At 36.2% G+C, this 19,175-nt stretch carries 14 protein-coding genes; 2 read left to right on the forward strand and 12 right to left on the reverse strand.

Features of this window, described 5'->3' with window-relative positions; translation table 11 throughout:
• Positions 1-11 precede the first annotated feature (11 nt).
• On the forward strand, positions 12-4,118 hold the full coding sequence (locus A2290_06850; protein ID OGC15951.1) for a hypothetical protein: 4,107 nt from the start codon (positions 12-14) through the stop codon (positions 4,116-4,118).
• Here A2290_06850 and A2290_06855 read toward each other — a convergent pair.
• The 8 genes from A2290_06855 to A2290_06890 all read right to left on the reverse strand — a co-directional run bounded on the left by A2290_06855 (position 4,090) and on the right by A2290_06890 (position 16,833).
• Positions 4,090-4,914: a hypothetical protein gene (locus A2290_06855; GenBank protein OGC15952.1), complete on the reverse strand. Its 825-nt coding sequence runs from the start codon at positions 4,912-4,914 to the stop codon at positions 4,090-4,092. The two genes, A2290_06850 and A2290_06855, sit on opposite strands and share 29 nt — an antisense overlap.
• Complete coding sequence (locus A2290_06860) at positions 4,899-6,341, reverse strand: starch synthase (protein OGC15953.1); 1,443 nt, start codon at positions 6,339-6,341, stop codon at positions 4,899-4,901. Before A2290_06860 ends, A2290_06855 begins: the two co-directional genes overlap by 16 nt.
• Before the next feature lie 53 nt (positions 6,342-6,394).
• Positions 6,395-8,860, reverse strand: coding sequence for a hypothetical protein (locus A2290_06865; protein OGC15954.1), 2,466 nt, complete (start codon positions 8,858-8,860; stop codon positions 6,395-6,397).
• A 76-nt stretch (positions 8,861-8,936) separates the two neighbouring features.
• Complete coding sequence (locus A2290_06870; protein ID OGC15955.1) at positions 8,937-10,517, reverse strand: glycoside hydrolase; 1,581 nt, start codon at positions 10,515-10,517, stop codon at positions 8,937-8,939.
• 21 nt (positions 10,518-10,538) lie between these two features.
• Complete coding sequence (locus tag A2290_06875; protein OGC15956.1) at positions 10,539-11,540, reverse strand: hypothetical protein; 1,002 nt, start codon at positions 11,538-11,540, stop codon at positions 10,539-10,541.
• Between the two features lie 45 nt (positions 11,541-11,585).
• On the reverse strand, positions 11,586-12,620 hold the full coding sequence (locus A2290_06880) for a galactose-1-phosphate uridylyltransferase (GenBank protein ID OGC15957.1): 1,035 nt from the start codon (positions 12,618-12,620) through the stop codon (positions 11,586-11,588).
• A gap of 16 nt (positions 12,621-12,636) precedes the next feature.
• Positions 12,637-14,775 carry a hypothetical protein gene (locus A2290_06885; protein ID OGC15958.1) on the reverse strand — a complete coding sequence of 713 codons (2,139 nt, stop codon included), beginning with the start codon at positions 14,773-14,775 and terminating at the stop codon, positions 12,637-12,639.
• Between the two features lie 3 nt (positions 14,776-14,778).
• On the reverse strand, positions 14,779-16,833 hold the full coding sequence (locus A2290_06890; GenBank protein ID OGC15959.1) for a hypothetical protein: 2,055 nt from the start codon (positions 16,831-16,833) through the stop codon (positions 14,779-14,781).
• Positions 16,834-16,987: 154 nt separating this feature from the next.
• Between A2290_06890 and A2290_06895 the strand changes: the two genes are divergently transcribed.
• Entirely contained in the window at positions 16,988-17,689 is a 702-nt protein-coding gene (locus A2290_06895; GenBank protein OGC15960.1) for a hypothetical protein, read from the forward strand.
• Here the strand turns inward: A2290_06895 and A2290_06900 are convergent.
• From A2290_06900 to A2290_06915, 4 genes are read right to left on the reverse strand one after another with little or no spacing between them, the layout of a single operon-like run.
• On the reverse strand, positions 17,670-17,909 hold the full coding sequence (locus A2290_06900) for a hypothetical protein (GenBank protein ID OGC15961.1): 240 nt from the start codon (positions 17,907-17,909) through the stop codon (positions 17,670-17,672). The two genes, A2290_06895 and A2290_06900, sit on opposite strands and share 20 nt — an antisense overlap.
• Before the next feature lie 45 nt (positions 17,910-17,954).
• Positions 17,955-18,533 carry a hypothetical protein gene (locus A2290_06905; protein ID OGC15976.1) on the reverse strand — a complete coding sequence of 193 codons (579 nt, stop codon included), beginning with the start codon at positions 18,531-18,533 and terminating at the stop codon, positions 17,955-17,957.
• Positions 18,534-18,575: 42 nt separating this feature from the next.
• Positions 18,576-18,812 (reverse strand): hypothetical protein, encoded by a 237-nt coding sequence (locus A2290_06910; GenBank protein OGC15962.1) that lies wholly within the window; start codon positions 18,810-18,812, stop codon positions 18,576-18,578.
• Positions 18,797-19,105 (reverse strand): hypothetical protein, encoded by a 309-nt coding sequence (locus tag A2290_06915; protein ID OGC15963.1) that lies wholly within the window; start codon positions 19,103-19,105, stop codon positions 18,797-18,799. Before A2290_06915 ends, A2290_06910 begins: the two co-directional genes overlap by 16 nt.
• Positions 19,106-19,175 lie beyond the last annotated feature (70 nt).

Below are 19,175 nucleotides of genomic sequence, written 5' to 3' on the forward strand. Positions count from 1 at the left end.
GTAGGAAAACAATGGATATAAACAAACCTCGAGGAATAAATGGTAGTCTTTGGGATTCTTCTCCTTACAAAGGAAGTACTTCTTTTAAGCTTAACTTCGACAGAAAACCACCTTTAAATCCTGAGATAAGGGGAAAAATTTTAGCTTTCACTGATAAGGCAATTTCTATGTTTAATCCTGTCTTTGACATAGATCTCACTATTATCAATTTTGCTTTGGGGTTTGAATCGGCAGAAAAAGCGCTCGCCAAAATTGGAAATTTTCTTAATAATAATGATTATTTTGTAAGATCAAGAGCATTAGAAGGGATAAAAAGAATAACCAGAAGAGAGGGAATATTAATTGGAGCACAACCAATTATTACTTCACTGTCATGTTTATCAGAACATCATTCAGAACCATTCATAAAATTTGCAGCAACAGAACTTCTTGCGGAAAATGGCATTATTTATATAGACAATTTAACTCCCCCCGGATATAGGCACTCCTTATCAACCTCGCATGAAATAGAACTTGCAAAAATCTTATGCAAATTTGGGAAGTTGGTTCTTGCAAAAGAATTATTATATGAACTCTTTTTCAGCTCATTAGCTATCCATCAATTAGATGCTGCATTAGCCTTGGCAGAAATAGGAGAAATAGGTACAAAGGAAATAAGAAAAACTATCCAATTACACAAAGAAGATCCTGATCATTTTTGCAAAATAAAAATAGCTGAGCTTTTAGCTTTAAGCCAAGAAAAAGAACAGGCTGAAGATATCCTTTTAAAAATTATTAATACCCCTAATCGTCAATCTGTTCATAGACTTGGCGCACTAGAAGCTTTATCCAAAATAGGGAGTGAAAAAATATTTAGTTATCTATTTGATCATGAAGAATTGTTTGCCCTTAATGAATCACTTGCAGGAAGCTTAATAAGTAATTTCATAGAAAACTATGATTGCCGCGCATTTGTAACCCCCACCTTACAGCATCATTTTATGCCAGCTAATATAGGACAGGCAGCTAAAATAGCAGGCGTAATTCAAACTATTGTTCCAAGCAGGCAATCTAGAAAACCAAAAGTCAGTAGAAGTTTTACAAACAGAGGAATACATCTAGGGCTAAGAGGCGGGGGCTCACAGGGAGGAGGTGATTTTGATCGGATTGAAACTCTACCTATTACTGTATTAAGGGGAGAAAGGGTCAATCAAACAGCCACTGCAAAAATAGCAAGTAGAGGAGAAGTTGCAATAAATAAATCAACTTCACATCAAAGCAGGAATGTTGTAATAGTTCTTGATCCAAGGCTTTTAAAAGAGACGACCAGGGAAAATTTATCGGTTTTAGTGGGAATGTTAGCTCAAAAAGCCCTTGTGCAAAAAGACAGAGTTATGCTTGTTATAGGAGACCATACTTATATTCCCCTATCCGCAAACCCCAGCCATTTAAATAAAATAATAGGCTCAATTTTATCTTTTCAAGAAAAAGAAGGGAATATTCCGCTTGTTTCCATGGCAAGACAAAATCTTGTCAGAAAAAATCTTTCTCCAGGATCAAAATTAGTGCTAGTTTCCAGGTTTAATAACACAACCCAAAAAGATTTAGCTTTAATGGCAAGTATCCCGGGAAGTGAATTTGAACCTATAGTTGTTGATTCTTCTGAAAGGAGAAAACACCAAAATCTAAAATTATCTACGGGGAAATATTGCTTGAAACTTTCTGATGAAGCACGCATGCTTTGGGATCTTCATTATTTCAGATTATTTTTAGGAAATTTGTCATATCGGATGCTACAAAGAGTCTATCTGCCGGATAAAATTATTGACGAAAAATTACTGGCATGTAATGTTGACAAACAATTAAAATCACCAATAACAGACAAAACAGCTGAAACAATCCAAGAACTTTCAGGAAAAGGGAGAATAGTAGAAGAGGAGGCTTCCGTAAGAAAAACACCTCCTCATTTTATAAATGAATTATTGAAAATAACTCTTGCCATAACAGATGATGAAGCCAGAAAAGAATCCTTTAAAGCTCTGGTAATACTAGCAAAATTAAATGGATGGAAAGAGGTTTTTGATTTTATAAATGATAGAATAAAACAGGCGTTAAACTCAGATAGTTTGCATGAGAGAGAGAAAAAAAGCCTGGAAAAAGCAAGCGTCGAATTGGAAAGAAAAGATATGCCGGAAGCTTTATTGATAACCGAAGAAGAGAGAGGCCAAATACTAGAAGACTATTCTTCCCTTTTATCCGCAAAGTTTGAACCTCATACAGTTGCCTATGTATTGTTATCAAAAATGCTATCAGATAAAACAAATATATACCAAAGAGATATAAATAAATTCCTTTGTAGCACATTAGATAAGCATGGTGTTGTTTTGATGGGAAAGGGAAGCATGTACATCAAACTTAGATCTTACGGACCTCTTGATACATCAATAGAAGAAATATGTTTTCTTGCATTTGGCCCATCAAATAAAACATTAGAAGAGCTGGCAGAGATAGAGGCTTTTACAGGTTATCCTAAAATCAAAGAATATAGACCGACACTTCAACCATCTTTGCTGCAAAGAATAAAAAGAAAGCTAACTTCCTTCAGAACTTTAATCTGGGGCGGATTAATTGCTTCATTAATGTTCATTTTTGGATATTTTATTCAAGAATCAAGTCACAAGTCAGAAGAGCTAGGAAATAATGACACCTCTGATTTAAATTCAGGGGCCGCAGACAGTAACGCAGAAAAACAGAATCTTTTAACTTTAAACCCACCACCTGCAGGTAGAAATGCCTATTTAATGGGAAGTATAGGAGGCAAAGTCAATCCTTCAACGTGCGGTTATTCCCCAATTCCTGAAATTACGGCAAAATCCCTTGAAGAAGAAGGGGAAAGCTTTATATCAGCAAGAGCCACAAATGGTATAAAGTTAGGTTCCCCACTTCATATAACAGGAGGAAGAATTATTTCTTCAACCAAAGAGACAATCACATATCAAGTTTCAGATACCCCTCCCCCTGCAATCGCACATATTAAACTTTCTGATTTTAGAAAAGAAGCCCCTTACATATATGGGAAAGAATTATATGACACTTTAACTCAGCCTGTCTTAACTTTAGATGAATTAGAAGAAAGTTTTCCAGAAGTAGCAAGAGACTGGAAAGAATTAAGCCCTAAGTTAGAAGAAATGCCTCTTTTAACTGCTATTGAAACGATACGACAAAACATAGGAAAGATGTTTAGCTATCATCATTATAAATCTTTTCAGCAAAAACTTAAGTTAGGTTTTATTCAAACGCTCTCCCATTATGGTTATTGCGGAGGGGGGGCATTATACCTAAAAACAGCTATTGATTATAGGGGAGGCGTCTGCGCAGAAATGGCAGAGATAGGAAACAATTCTTTAAGAATAGAAAAGATCCCTACCATTAAGATAAACGGTTTTTATGTCCCCGAAGATGGGGTTGTAACAAGTTTAGGTTCACACGCCTATATAGCAATCCCATTGCCACTTGAAATGGGAAAATTCTATGGGTTGCCGGTTGAATTTTCTGTGGCTGCTTTTACCGATCCTAATCCTTCGCAGCAACATTTTATCTCTTCAAATAGTAGAAATAAATTATCAAAAACTCTTCGAGGTACTGCTCTATCACTTGCGTTTTTGGTCTCTGCAGCATATATTTACAGATTCCTGGCAGCTAAGTTGATTCCATATAAAAAAAGCAAAATTGGAGCATCAGAAAAACCATCCCCCAAAGACACTAAAGATGATAAAACATCACAAAAAAGAAAAGAGGAACTCGAAGTGCCGGAAATTATGCGTCCTGTGGTAAAAGCTTGGCAGCGGGCCACTCCCGGCAAGCGAAGGGAAATAGCATATTCTTTGGAAACTCTTTACATGATGCTCGGGAATAACCAAACAATAAGGAATCGCATACTTCAAAACCCTCAAAGAGTAGTTGACGGGAGTAAATATTTTGCCGGTTCAAGTATTGATTATAATAGTGATATTCCACCATATATGGATCAAATATTATATAGATATACTACCGTCAAACAAGGACATTACACAACTTTAAAATGGAGGAAACTTTTTTCTCTTAACCCTACTACGAGTGAAAAGGGATCTCTTTTTTAAAATTAGGCAGAAAAACATCTGCACTCTCAAGCTCTTGAGCCAAGATGTTTTCAACCCCCAATTCATCGGCCCATTTTAGAACTTTTTGGTATTCTTCTAATGTTATCCTTCTATCCAAAGGAGGAAGATCTTTTGCTTTATAACATGGACTATATTGCGCCATGATAGAGAGCCAGATTTCTTTGGATATTGAGGCGAGAAATTTCAAAGAATCGTAACTCCCTGCCAAATCTGCCGGTAAAACAAGATGCCGCACTATTAATCCTTTAATTGCAATCCCTTTATCATCAAGTTTTAGATTTCCAACCTGTTTATACATTTCATAAATGGCTTCACGATTCCGTTTAACATAGTCTTTTATCCCTGAAAATTTATAAGCCGCAGTATCATCTGAATATTTCATATCAGGGAGATAAATATCAACTATTCCTTCGAGCCTTTTTATTGTCTCCGCAGAATCATATCCATTGGTATTATAGACAATGGGTATACAAAGCCCGTTTTTTTTTGCGATTTTCACCGCGTTTATAATCTGGTTTACATATTGAGTCGGAGAAACCAGATTTACATTGTGGCATCCTTCATTTTGAAGGAGAATCATTTTATCTGAAAGAATCTCTTTTGAAATTTCATTTCCCATCTTCTCCCAACTTATCTGCCAATTTTGACAATAAAGGCAACGCATTGTACAGTTTGAAAAAAAGATGGTTCCCGACCCTTGTCTTCCGGAAATCGGCGGTTCTTCGCCAAAATGAGGAGAGATAGCAGCTACTTTAACAGTTATTGCAAACTCCATTTTTTGCCATAAATTTCAACATATTTTTTGGCGGATACTTCCCATGAATAATCTGAAAGCATTATTTTCTTCATCAAATACGTCCAATCTTTTCTTTTATTAAAAGTTAATACCGCGCGTTTAACCGCATCAAACAAAGCTTCGGCCGTATATTCTTCAAAAACAAATCCGTCTCCTGTCGCTTTTTTGATGTCATAATTATGGACAGTATCAGCAAGACCCCCTGTCTTTCTAACTATTGGCACCGTCCCATATTTAAAAGCAATCAACTGCCCCAACCCGCAAGGTTCATATTTAGAGGGCATAAGAAACATATCCGATCCAGCATAAATTAATTCCGCAAGCGCGGCATCAAACCCCAAATTCACTCCTATTTTTTTAGGATTTTTTTTCTTTGCATCCTCAAATAATTTATGATATTTTTGTTCCCCCGTTCCAAGCAAAACCAACTGACAATTTAACTTCATAATTTCATCTAACGCCTCAACTAATATATCAAACCCTTTTTGATCCGCAAGACGGCTTACTATTCCTATTAAGGGAGTAGTCTTTTTTAAAGCAAGTCCATTTTTCTTTTGTAATGCCTGTTTGTTTTCATACTTTAGTTCTATAGAATTGCCAGAAAAGTTTTTAGGGATTAATTTATCGGTCGCAGGATTCCATATTTCATAATCTATCCCATTTAATATTCCAAAAACCCTCTCTTTTCTACTATCAAGAAGTTCATGAAGACCAAATCCAAATTCCTTAGTTTGTATCTCCTTGGCATAAGTCGGAGAGACCGTTGTTATAATATCTGCAAATACAAGCCCGGCCTTTGAAAAAGACAGTTGATCCCAAAATTCAAGTTTATCAAACTTAAACATTTCCCAGCCAAAACCGGTCAGAAGTATATCTTCTTTTGGGAAAAGACCTAAATATCCCATATTATGGATAGAATAGACTGTAGTTGTTTTTCTGAAATCATACTTAAATTTAAAATATGGAACGATAATGGCCGTTTGCCAATCATTACAATGCAAAACATTAGGAACCCATCCAAGTTGTTTTATAAACTCACAAACCGCCCTGCAAAAGAAAGAAAACCTTTCACAATTATCTTTATAATCTATTCCATCCTCTTGATATAATCCCTTTCTTTTAAAATATTTATCATTTGACACAAAGTATACCGTAATATTACTGCCCGGCAATTTGGTTTCATAAACAGAAGCAAATTCGAAATGATCTCCTACAGGAATAGATATTTTTGAGTAAATTTTTTTAAGATCATATTTTTTTTCATCAATCATGCCGTATTTAGGCATTATAATTCTGATATCATGGCCAAGCGCTCCTATAGCTTTAGGAAGCGCCCCTGCTACATCTGCTAAACCACCTGTCTTAGCAAATGGAACAACTTCAGAAGAAACATACAAAATTTTCATAGTGTAATTATTATATTATATATTTTTTACCGAGTCGAGTTTTAAAGAGTGATTTAAAGAGTGATAATCTTTTTTATTTTTTTAGAATAATCATCAATCAATCTTTGAGCAAGGTTGCTAGACTTAGCTTCCGCATATATTTCAATTGTAGGATTGGAAGGATGAGGGAGAATTAGTATCCATTCACTTTTATCCTTAAAATACACTTTGAGGCCATCCACCAATTCGATCTCTTTTTCCTTTATGGTTTCCGTTAGTGTTCTAATAACCCTCCCCTTCAATTCAGATTGGCATACTATATCCATCCTTAAAATGTTACTTTTCGGTATTTTGGAAGCTATTTTAGAAAGAGAGATATCCATTTTACTTAAAAGTTCCAAAATTTTACATGTTGCAAACATTGCATCAAAGGAAGGTTGAAATTCAGGAAAAATAAAGCCCCCCACCCGCTCACCCACAAAACCGGCTTTCCCGAGAGAAGCTACCTCCATCATATCTCTAAAAGATACCTTTGTTTTTAAAACCTTTCCCCCAAACTCTTCTGCGATTTTTAAAATCGCAAGGCTTGTATTTACAGGCACAGCAATAGTAGATTTTGGATATATCGATAAAACAAGATAAATAATCATAGCCAAAGCATCATCTCCAGAAAAAACATTCCCTTTTTCATCACATATAAAAAGTTTTTCAGCTCCAGCATCAAACATAATCCCCGCAGAAGCGTCTACCGATTTTACTATCTGTGAAAGTGTCTTTAGGGATCTGTCAAAAACTTCTTTCGTTTTGGTTATATTAATTTCATCTACATGAGCATTTAAAGTAATAACCTCACAACCCAATTCACCAAGAATATGAGGGAAAATCTCAGAGGCAGCTCCGTGAGCATAGTCAATAACAACTCGACACTTTTTCTTCTTTAATGATCCAAGCTCAAGTTTTGAAAGGACGCCTTCATGATACTGTTCTGCCACTCGATGAAAAGGAAATGATAGTTCTCCCACATCCGAAGTAGAAATTTTTTTAAACTCTTCGCCAAAAAACAAGCGCTCTATTTTCTTCTCTTTTGTAGAAGAAAGATTCATTCCGTCTTCATCAAAAAACTTAATATCAATAACTTCCTGATCAAAAGGTGATTTTCTGACATGAAGCCCGCCAAAACTTTTAGAGCTTTTCAAATCATAACGGGTTACAGGTATTGGCACATTTTCCAAGTTAAAGATATTAACGCCAGCAGACAATATTCCAGAAATTAATGCACGATAAATCATCCTAGAGGCTTTGTGGGCATCGCGGGAAGCTGTAATATGAGTCCCTTTGCCAAGAAAATTACCATACGCAACTCCCAAGTTAGTCACAAATTCAGGAGTTAAATCAACATTAACCGTACCTGTAACGCCAAACGGTCCAAAAATAGTTTTGGGATAACGTCCTCTTAAAACCATAGTCCTCGAAACAATGGAATTTTCCTCAATAATCTTCCCAGGCCAAATTTTGACCCTCGGTTTTATGACAGCATATTTCCCTATTTTGATATCATCAGAAAGAATATCTCCCTCATCAACAATTACTCCATCATCAACTTTACATCTGGATCCTATAGTCGCTTTATCTATTTTGACTTGAGTTCCAATTTCAACATCATCCCACAAAATACTATCTCTTATTATTGACCCCTGGCCAACAACAGAATTGCTTCCTATGACAGAATTTATAATAACAACATTATCTGAAATGACAACATCTTTGCCTATGACAGCAAAACCTTCTATCCTCGCACTCTGTGAAACGGAAGCGGTGTTGTCCACGACAGGCCCTGTATCTCTAAAAATATCGGAAGGAACTTTAACATATTCATCAAGACTTCCTATGTCCTTCCAAAAACCTTCCATGACAAGTCCATAAAGCTTTTTTTTCTGCTCCATAAGTATTGGAAAAAGATCATGACTAAAGTCAAAAGATTTTTTATCCGGTATTTGGTCTAAAACCTTTGGATCTAAGATGTATACACCTGTGTTTATGGTGTCAGAAAAAACCTCACTCCATGAAGGTTTTTCCAGAAATCTTTTTATTCTGCCGTCTCTGCTTGTTATAACAATGCCATATTGTAGAGGATTTTCCGATCTGGTAAGAAGAATCGTGGCAGAAGATTTTTTTTCTTTATGATATTTTATAGCATAAGCTAAATCAAAATCTGTTATAAGATCAGCGCTAATAACAAGAAACGGTTCTTTAAATTTTCCAGCGGCAAGTTTTACAGCCCCTGCCGTCCCGTAATCTTCTTGAGCTTCTATATAAGACATTTTAACGCCAAAATATTTGCCATCGCCAAAATATTTTTTTATAATATGAGGTTGATGGAAAAGAAGGGCAGTAATATCCCTTATGCCATGTTTAGCCAAAAGCTCCACAACATACTCCATAAGAGGACGGTTAGCAATCGGCACCATAGGTTTTGGCGTATTTATTGTGAGAGGATGAAGCCTTGTCCCCAACCCCCCCGCTAAAATTATTGCTTTCATGTTGTATTTCCTAAATGATTATACACCCCAACAACTTTTAAAATCCAGTGAAATTAAAGGTTATAATGCAATAACTCTATAAATAAGCTCTATAATCAAGTCCCATGAAAAGATTGTCTTTCCATTCGAGGTCTTTTACATAAGATTCATCAATGGAATTTGATCTTATCTGATCGTATAATTTTGTAAACCTGCCAATGTGATCCTTAAACCTCTTTACAGCATATTCAACCATCGTACCCATTTTCATTATAAATCCCCAGTCGGAAGATTGAGCCAAAAGAAGTTCCCGCGCCGCCTGGTTTAACGCCCGACATAAAATACCATCCGCATTTGGATAACTCTGCGCAAGTTCAACCATCCTGTCCGCCGCCTTGTGAAGATGCCTGTACATCCAATCGTTACAGCCCGAAAGCCAGACCTCAGCATATCCCTTGTATCCCCATGAAGAAAGGGATGGAGTTGAAACCTGGTTTTTTGGATTCTCCTTTAAATATTCAAAAGGGGTAGTAAGTTTAAAAATATTTTGATCACAAGCTATTTTTCTTATTAAAAAGTTGAGCCATTCCGGCCCTTCATACCACCAATGGCCAAAAAGTTCTGCATCATAAGGAGATAAAATAATCGGTTTCTTGCCCAAAAAATCATATAGATATTCTATTTGTTGCCCCCTGTTAAACATAAAATTACCTGCATGATCCGCGGCTTTATAAAGCGCTGATTTCCTGTCATAAAGTTCTTTGTAATCGGTGTTTCCGGTAATCTTATGATATTTAATCCCAGTGTTTATTCTTATACCATCAGGAGATATATAAGGTTTTACATAATCAAAATCAAGGTCAAAGCCTATATCACGATAAAACTCCCTGTAAACATAATCGCCGGGATAACCTTCTTCCGCACTCCACACAGCCTTTCCCGATTCTACATCTCTTCCAAAAGCGGCAACGCCACTTTTGCAGTAAACCGGAGCAAATACACCATATTTTGGTCTGGGAGACCCATGGAGGATACCGTGAGTATCTGTTATAAAAAACTTTATCCCTGCATCTTTTAAAATTTGATCATCGGAAGGATTATACCCGCATTCCGGAAGCCATATCCCGTTGGGGCGTCTGCCAAAATGCTTCTCATATTCAATAGCGGCAATTTTTATTTGAGCCTCAACCGCCTTCTTGTTTACCTCCATAAGAGGCAAGAAACCATGGGTCGCGCCGCAAGTTATAATTTCAAGTTTTCCCGCGTCCTGGATTTTTTTAAACCCATTAAGCAGGTTCCTGTGGTACCGCTCAACAAAAGCAATCCTCGACTGGATGAAAATGCGATTGTACATGTGTGCCAACTCATTTAAAGGGCCATCCCACTTTGTCCTTTCAATTTCCTTATACGATAACTCTATGAGATTATCCAAATGTTTTATATAACGGTTTTGCAAAAGCTCATCTGCAAGCATTGCAACAAGGGTCGGGGTAATTGACATTGTAATCCTAAAGTCTATCCCATCGGAAATAAGGTTTTCAAAAACATTTAAAAGGGGTATATAAGTTTCGGTTATGGCTTCATAAAGCCAATCTTCCTCAAGAAAGTCTTCATATTCCGGATGCCGCACATATGGAAGATGAGCATGTAATACTAATGCCAGATAGCCTTTTGTCATTTTGAAGTTTCCATTTCCAATTTATTTTGTTTTCCGGTTGATTATAGGAGTTATGTTGCGGCGCTCTCCCCCATCATCCCTTATAGCTTCTATTGGTATTTCATAATTCCCGTCAGGAAGGAGAAAACGAAATGAAAATGTTCCGTCAGAGCGAAGTTTAATTTTTTTCCCCATAACTGTTACGGACGCGGTAGGTTCTGTCGCCCCATAAACAATCAGTTCACAATTAGCAACAAGCCAAAATGGGCGTTTTCCCTCTTTTTTAACGGGAGATCCGGAAAACATCCATGAAGAAGGAAATTGCATCTTTTTAAAGAGCTCTTTTACTTCCATGGAACTTTTTCCAAAACCAAAGCCGCCCGAAAGAGCATACATCATTTCCCAATCGGGAATCATCCACTCTTCATCAATTACATCCGACATGGAATCTCTTGGAGTTGTAACAACATTGCTTCTTGCCGCACAAATAAAAACTCCATCTGTAGTAAGATATCCTATGTCTACACAATAAGAAGTATTAGGCCTCCCAACGTTTATATACCAGTTTCCAATATGGGAGCCCACTGCTATATCAAAAAAATTCCAGTCGGAAGTATTATATATTCTTAATATAAGCGAAGCCCCTCCTAAATTCTCCCCTAACTCTCTTTTTATCTCTCTTATCTTATTTTCGTTAATCTCCCAATAAGTGTAAAGCCAATACGGGTCTCTCACCATAAGAACAATCCTATTGTCAGAGTAACTATAAGGAGGATCAAAAGCCTCCTTTCTTTCTACGTAAGAAGTATAAAATTTTGTCTCTTCTACCTGCTCTTTTATTTTTTGCATCCGATTGATAGTTTCATCAACGGAGTTAGAAGTTAAAACTTTTTTCGGTAGTTTTCTTTTTAAAGGCTTTGAAGAAATATTTTTTTGATCAGACTTTTTCTTTTTGGAAACAACTTTTTTTAAAGTCTTTTTTGTTTTTAAAATAACAGCCTTTTTTTTAAGGAGAGGTTTTTCAACCTTTTTTCTCGGCGACATATATTTCTCCCTCCTTTGTTATCCTCGCTCTATCTTTTAACTCAACTATATGATTTCCCTTAAATACTTTGCGGCTTCTTCCGGAGAAGTAGGATTTATATAAAGACCTGATCCCCATTCAAATCCTGCGGTTTTTGTCAATCGAGGGATTATTTCAATGTGCCAATGAAAATCATAATCGATTGTCCCCCAATAATCCGGTTTTCCCGGTCTTATTACGGGGTTCGGAGCTGTATGAACTACATAATTATAAGGAGGATCGTTAAGTGTTTTCTTAAGCCTCATCATAATATCTTTCATGCAACTAGCAAGTTGTAATCTTTCTTCATCAGATATTTCCTGATATTTTGCATAATGCCGTCTCGGCAAAATCCATGTTTCAAAAGGAAATCTTGACGCAAAAGGTTCAAATGCAACAAAGTATTCATTTTCATAAACAAGACGTTCACCTGAACCCAACTCTTGTCTTACTAAATCACAAAACAAACACCGTTCTTTCCCCTGGAAATATTGCCTAGCTCCTGTAAGCTCTAATTTTATATATCTAGGGGTTATTGGCGTCGCAATTAATTGAGAATGAGGATGAGATAGTGATGCGCCAGCTGCTTTCCCATAATTTTTAAAAACAAGAATGTAACGAAATCTCTGATCCTTGGACAAATCCGTAATACGCTGTTTATATGCCCATAAGACTTTGTCAATCTGTTCTTCCTTCATATCAGCAATAGTCAAATCATGTTTTGGTGTTTCAACTATAACTTCATGAGCGCCAATACCAGACATCATGTCGAAAATTCCTATTCCAGACCGATTTACATCCCCTTCTATGACAAGAGCGGGAAATTTATTGGCAACAACTCGAACAGACCAACCCGGTGTATTTGGGGGTGTGCCGGATTTTCTTGAAGAGATTATTTCCGGTGGTGTTTTGTCTTCATTCCCTTCACATAAAGGGCATTTTGAGGCATCATCCTTTTCTTCCTGCGCTGAAGCTCCGCCAAAATCCGATGGACGTCTTCCTCTCTCTGTTGAAATAATTACCCATCTGTCTGATATTGGATCCTTGCGTAATTCCGGCATTTTTATTGCTCCTTAGCTAACTTTCTATTTTTAAAATCAGTCTATTTGTCCAAACCTCTTTTGGCGCTATATTAATTTCCCAAGAAAAAAACAAACATGACCCCTGATAAGTTTTTTCCAATCCCCCCTCCGACTGAGAAACCGTTTCTATGGGATAACGGACAAAATTACATTCATAATTCAGCTCAAATGATACACTAAAACCTTTCCACTCGTCAACAAGTTGTACAGATTTAACTTCATCCAAAACGCCTTCGCTTGCAAGATAAGAATTTTCAAGTTTTTCCCAGTTAATTTTATAATATCTGTCTGGAGAATTCCCCCCTAAAAGCGTTAAATTAAATTCAATGCCAAAAATACATTTTATATTTTCTTCGCCATTATTTACAATTTCATAATCAACACTTACTATGCTCTGGCCGGACATAAGCGATATTGTTTTAGTCAATTTAACTTCCTGACCATTAACCTTCCCAATCCTTGACAAATTCAACTGCACTTCATCGTTTTTTCTGACAGGGAAAAAGGCATATGGTTTTCCCGCAAAATCTCCCAAGTCTAAAACCTTTGCAAACTTTAATTCATTTAAATCCGCATCAGCACTTAAAAAATGATCGACAAAAGAAGCTCTTCTTAATGAATCATATACAAGATACTTTTCTATTCCTTCTTCTTTTAAATGAATCGCATCATGAATGCTATGCGTCTCTTTCGGTGGAGCATTTCCTGTCTCCCCGTTTAAGATGCTTTCATGATAAGCCTCTTTTCTTCTTGTTAATACATTCATACAATTAAATTCTTTAGGTTTATAATCCATTTCAAAAAGAGCTCCACCCTCTTGCGGGGAAAAATACATATTTAAATACGGATTAGAAAGAAGGATCTCTTCATTTCCTTCTTTATCAAAGTCTGTAATTAAAAGTTCTGTATATTTCTTGTCTCCTCGTTGTAATCTTTGCAATATATTTTCAGCTCTGATCAAATGTTCGTAAATAGCATTCCTCAAATTTGACAAATACAACCCACCAAAAATGCCATGCCAATAAGCGCAATTGCATTGGCCTTTATAAAGATTTTTCTCTGCCTCTTTAATTAATTTTTTTCTATCGCTCGATGGATTTGAATCTCTTACTGCCCCTAATTTCTTGCTTACAAGAAGCATCTTTTTGTGCATATTGTTGCTCTCGGGATATTTCACAAAAAAGTTTCTAAAAAATCCTCCCCTCAAAAACTTGTTGTATTCATCATATTTTCCAGATTGCTTCATTTCTTCTTTTATTTTTTTAAGTTTTATCTGCTGATCAGATGGTAGAGACCATTCCATCATTTCAAAATAAGAAGCCGTAGGAAGATACGTCCTTCCGCTGGAAGGATAGTCTTCCACATAATCAGAAAATTTCATTGGTATAATCCAATCAAGATTTTCATCCAGACAGGACAACAATTTTTCTAAATAACCATCTTCATAAACCCATTTATATGTTCCCGGCCAAACACCAAATTTTTCTCCGTCATCCGCCAAAATCGCGGCCCTATCTCCTTTCTCTGTGGCAATACTCCTTAAATAATTTATCGTCTCTTCAGGCATCTTAAAAGGTATTAAATATCTAAGTTCTTTATTTATGGGAAAGACTTTTAATTTATCTCCTTCTTCTTCGGTTAAATAATAACCAAACAATTTATCTCCTTCTATCCCCGCAGATAAAAAATGATAATCATCAACTGTAATATAGTCGATTCCCGCCTGTGCAAGTATCTTAGGAAGTGTCGGCTCCCAGATTCTTTCCGTAAGCCAAAGCCCCGAAGGGCTTATTTTGAATTTTTCTTTTATAAACTCATTCATCATCTCTATCTGACCAAGTTTATCCTCATCCGGAATTATAGGAAGAATCGGTTCATAATAACCACCAGTTAGTATCTCCACCTGTCCCCGTTGTACCAAATTCAGTAAAAGATCCATTATTTCCGGTCTGTTTTTTATAAACCAATCATAAAGTATCCCGCTGTAATGAACAGAAAATTTTATGCGCGGATGTTTTTCCATCGCTTTTAAAAACGGGAGATAACAACTGTCATATGCCCATTTAAAAACATCTTCAAAGTTCCCAACTGGCTGGTGGCAGTGAATTCCAAATAAAAAATTTATTTTTTTCATTTCTTATATCTTCCAATTATTAAGTTCAAACGAATCATCGGGGACTTTAAATGATAACATCCCTCCTCGGGGCCAATGCTCAAGTTCATTGCCGTCTTTTATAATAACAACTGAAAACTGTACTTCATCTCCAGGATTTGCCCCCAACTCGAAGAAAGATATCCCCATCTCTATTATTTTGCTTATTCCAAAACTAGAAAGTTCTTTTGTCTTTTCCCAATTATCATTATCGTTTAATTTGTATAAACTTAAAACAGGGGGAGGCGATTCGCAATACAATTCCAGTTTGCACTGTTTCGGATGATGGATAAGTATATTAAATTTATATCCTTTGCATTCTCTTTTTTGAAAATTAAGCTGGCAGTCAAGCCTGAAAAAAACCGAAGATTTGCTAAATCCATAGTAAACAGCGCTTACCACCGTATCTATTTGGTGCATTGCTCCTTTTGTCTTGTTTACATCAAAACATCCGGCAGAAAGCCATTCATAATAACTTGTTATAAGTCCGTCCATAACAGGTTCAATATAATACGCCGGTTCGCGTGTCGGTTTTAATGTCCTTAATTGTTTAATAGGTTTCTTTAAGTATGTAGGGATCGGCTTCCCTAAAAGCTGATAAATATTAGACAAATGTTTTCTAAATAATGTGTCAAAAGCAGGATCGTTTTCCGAAGAGTGGTCATCGCCAAACCACCAGCACCAGTCAGAGCCTTCGGCGACATATAGTTCTTTCCACGCGGTTTCATTTTCCTGTCCTTCCAATATATTTCTTGCTTTGCCAAGATAATCCCAAGCTAGGTTATCTTCATCGTGCCCTATCCATATTCTAAAGTTGTTGTTTATCCATGAAGCAGGGAATAATCTTTCAATCTTACTTTCCGGAGGAAATTCTTGTATAAAATCTTTTGGCAGGACAGGTTTTATATTCGGATCTTTTGAAAGCTCGTCATACAAAGTCCTTAAAAATTCTTCTCCTCCGTCCTTAAAATATTCCCACGCGTTTTCACCGTCTAAAATTACGCTTATTAGATATTGCTTTCCGTTATCAGGAAGCGAAGCTTTTATATTGTGCAAATGATGTTTAAAATCTGCGACTGCGTCTTTGGCTCTCCACCTTTGGTAGACAAAACCTATTTGGTCGGACAAAAAGTGGTTTCTAAATATTACATGGATATTGTTCCCATCTTTTGAAATTGTATAGGGCTTATAAAGTTCTTCCGGCGATAGTTTTTTCCTGAATGAATTCGAAAGAACCCCTTCATCGGTTGCAATCCATTTAATACCATTTTGGGCGGCAATGCCTGCAACATCGGGACTTACACTCCCTTCGGACGGCCACATGCCGGCAGGTTTTGACCCAAAATGTTCTTCGTGAAATTTTACCGCTCTTTTTATTTGTTCCATAGCATCTTCCGGGTGCCTAAATCTTGTGCAAGGGAGTTTTATTTCGGGCATAGATTCTTTTGCTATGCTTGTATCGCATAATAAAGGAAGAATAGGATGATAAAAAGGTGAAGTTGTTACTTCTATCTGATTTTTTTCCATAAGCTCTTTGTGTTTCGGTATGATTTTTGAAAGGAGCTCTTTTTGTTTTGCCAACAAGCTTAGCTTCTCTTCTGTTGTAAAATTTGTCTCTTTTTTTATAAGTTCTGAGACTACTGGATCTATTTTTCTGTATATGAAACCGAACCAGGTAAGGTTAAACCAAACTTGGAGATCTAAAATCTCCTGTCGTGTAAATCTTTTCGCGGCATCGGCTATTTCATGATCAGATACAAACCTTCCTCTTTTAAGAAGCATCGCATGATATCTATTGTAAGGTTTTATCATTGTCTCCCAATTTGCCATAAAGAAATTTTTCAGGAGATAGACAAGTTCCTCATCTGAAAGCGATTTTGGATCCTTTTCTGATATTTTCAGACTTATGTCTTTTGCATTATTAAAAACATAATCGTCTATTTGTTCAACAAGCGAAGGAACAAGGTTAAAAGTTGCTTTCATGTTGGGGTAATCTTCAAGGATCGCGACCATATCGTAATAATCTTTTATGCCATGCATGCGAACCCAGGGAAGAAAGTACTCTCCTGTAATTAAATCCTTGTAATAAGGCTGGTGCATGTGCCAAATGAGAGCCAAATATATCGGTTGATGCATGACGAAAGTTATTATACTATTTACAGTGTACACTGTACAGTAAAGAGGATGGTGTTTTATGAAAATAGTAAAAAGTTTTCTTGTTTTTCTTTTCGTTTCTCTTTTCCTGTCCCCTTGTTTTGCCAATAGCCAAACCCTTATTGTCACCGGGGTCGGCAATGTTAATGTAGAGCCTGATACCGCGACGATTACGCTTGGTGTTCAGACAGATGAAAAGACAGCGTCAAAAGCGCAGTCTAAAAATGCAGAGATAATGCAAAAAGTCATCGATTCCATAAAGAGCTTTAACATACCAAAAGATAAAATAAAGACTTCTAGATTTAGTATTGGCCCAAAGATGAAATATGAAAGCGGAAGTTCTTATCTTATCGGTTACACCTGCAACAATCAGGTTTCCGTTACAATAAGCGACGATCTAAAAAAAGTTTCAAAAATAATAGACAAAGGAACCTCTGCAGGCGCCAATCAAGTGTTAAGCGTCAATTTTTCAAGAAAAGATATTTTGCCTTATAGGAAAGAGGCTTTAAAACTCGCAGTTGAATCTGCAAAGTCAAAAGCACGCGCTATTGCGGATGCGGCTGGGCTTACTCTTGTCAGGATAGAAAAAATAGAAGGACAGGAGATAAATAATTGGGGAATAATTTCACCGCAAACAAATATTTCCGTAGAAAGGGCTTTTGGCGGTGAATCCGCAACTCCAATTTACGGCGGAGATATTAATGTTACGATGAGCGTTAATGTTACTTATGTTGTGAAATAGCAACAACCTTATTGCGTGACTTTTCCCCGCGAACGATTGATATTTGGCGTTTTTTGATTTTAAAATGTTCCGAGAGAAATTCAATAAGCGCTTTATTCGCTTTCCCGTCGACAGGAGGAGCCGTCAAATAAACTTTATCCCCTTTTAGCTCGTTTCGTTTGGCGTTAGGAATTATTTTTAATTTTAATACTTTCTCTCTCATTTTTTTATCATTAGACATTAGTCATTAGATATTAGTCATTAATCATTAGTTATTGGAAATTTATTATCCCACTTTGTTAGTTAATCGTCCAATCCCCTCAATTTCCACCACAACCTCATCCCCCCTATCCATCGGTCCCACCCCGGGAGGTGTTCCTGTCAATATCACATCTCCAGGAAGTAGCGTCATTATCTCTGAAATAAATTTTACAAGATAAAGAGGCTTAAATATCATTTGTGAAGTATTTGAATTCTGCTTAATTTCTCCATTTAAATAAAGCTTGATATTTAGATTGTCAGAGTCAATGCCGGATACAATTTTTGGACCTAGTGGGCAAAAAGTGTTAAACGATTTTGCGCGCGTCCATTGGCCGTCTATTTTTTGCAAATCCCTTGCCGTCACATCATTTGCGCATGTATAGCCTAACGATCTATCTTCTAAAATAACAATCGCAAGCTCGGCTTCATAATGGAGGTTTGATGTTTGCGCGGGATAAATTATTTTATCGCCATTCCCTATCACAGCTGTCGGCGGTTTTAAAAATAGAACGGGAGATTTTGGTATCTCCATACCAAGCTCTTTCGCGTGATCGTAATAATTTAATCCGACACAGATGATTTTTGAAGGGCTAAATGGCATCATTTTATTTTTTGCTTTGTGAATATTTGATGCCATAAATCTATTCTATTTTGAAACAAAACTGAAATTGGCTGTTAAAGGAACTTCTTTTTCTTCATTTTTTCCTTTGAACCATTTTTCAAAATTGAGAATAGTAAACCCTGTTATTTTACCTGTTTTGAGATTTTTTCTTATAAAAAAATCGTCCGCAATTTCAGTAGAAACCGATTTTTTAGGTTTCCCAACAGATATATCCAACAGATCATCATCCTTATCGTAATAAAAAATCATTTTTTTATCCATATTGTTTCCCCCAATTTTATTTTATCTGTTATAAAAATAGTTGATATATATTTTTTTGAATTATTTACAACAACTAAAATATATTTCCCTTTATAAACTTCATGATAAAATTTATAATACAAATGCACAGACGAGTCTCGCCTACTTAGTTTGACAAAATCAGGAAGTTTTAAGACTTCTTCAATCTTTGATAAATAAGTTTCAACCTCCGGATGTCTTTCTACTACATGTCGCCAATTATCGTCTGTCAAATATATTTTTTCACCAAAAACTGTTTTATAATGTTTTACCATCCAAACAAATTATATAATAAAAACTAATGAAATTATAGTGAAAGTTTTGTGAAGTTTTGAGTATTTTTTG

It is taken from the genome of candidate division WOR-1 bacterium RIFOXYB2_FULL_36_35 (assembly GCA_001771505.1).
GTDB lineage: Bacteria > Margulisbacteria > WOR-1 > XYC2-FULL-46-14 > XYC2-FULL-37-10 > XYB2-FULL-36-35.

Excerpts from the sequence above, each read along its gene's own strand:
- A2290_06850 (OGC15951.1), top strand. The coding sequence starts at position 12 with ATGGATATAAACAAACCTCGAGGAATAAATGGTAGTCTTTGGGATTCT.
- A2290_06855 (OGC15952.1), bottom strand. The coding sequence starts at position 4,914 with ATGGAGTTTGCAATAACTGTTAAAGTAGCTGCTATCTCTCCTCATTTT.
- A2290_06860 (OGC15953.1), bottom strand. The coding sequence starts at position 6,341 with ATGAAAATTTTGTATGTTTCTTCTGAAGTTGTTCCATTTGCTAAGACA.
- A2290_06865 (OGC15954.1), bottom strand. The coding sequence starts at position 8,860 with ATGAAAGCAATAATTTTAGCGGGGGGGTTGGGGACAAGGCTTCATCCT.
- A2290_06870 (OGC15955.1), bottom strand. The coding sequence starts at position 10,517 with ATGACAAAAGGCTATCTGGCATTAGTATTACATGCTCATCTTCCATAT.
- A2290_06875 (OGC15956.1), bottom strand. The coding sequence starts at position 11,540 with ATGTCGCCGAGAAAAAAGGTTGAAAAACCTCTCCTTAAAAAAAAGGCT.
- A2290_06880 (OGC15957.1), bottom strand. The coding sequence starts at position 12,620 with ATGCCGGAATTACGCAAGGATCCAATATCAGACAGATGGGTAATTATT.
- A2290_06885 (OGC15958.1), bottom strand. The coding sequence starts at position 14,775 with ATGAAAAAAATAAATTTTTTATTTGGAATTCACTGCCACCAGCCAGTT.
- A2290_06890 (OGC15959.1), bottom strand. The coding sequence starts at position 16,833 with ATGCATGGCATAAAAGATTATTACGATATGGTCGCGATCCTTGAAGAT.
- A2290_06895 (OGC15960.1), top strand. The coding sequence starts at position 16,988 with ATGAAAATAGTAAAAAGTTTTCTTGTTTTTCTTTTCGTTTCTCTTTTC.
- A2290_06900 (OGC15961.1), bottom strand. The coding sequence starts at position 17,909 with ATGTCTAATGATAAAAAAATGAGAGAGAAAGTATTAAAATTAAAAATA.
- A2290_06905 (OGC15976.1), bottom strand. The coding sequence starts at position 18,533 with ATGATGCCATTTAGCCCTTCAAAAATCATCTGTGTCGGATTAAATTAT.
- A2290_06910 (OGC15962.1), bottom strand. The coding sequence starts at position 18,812 with ATGGATAAAAAAATGATTTTTTATTACGATAAGGATGATGATCTGTTG.
- A2290_06915 (OGC15963.1), bottom strand. The coding sequence starts at position 19,105 with ATGGTAAAACATTATAAAACAGTTTTTGGTGAAAAAATATATTTGACA.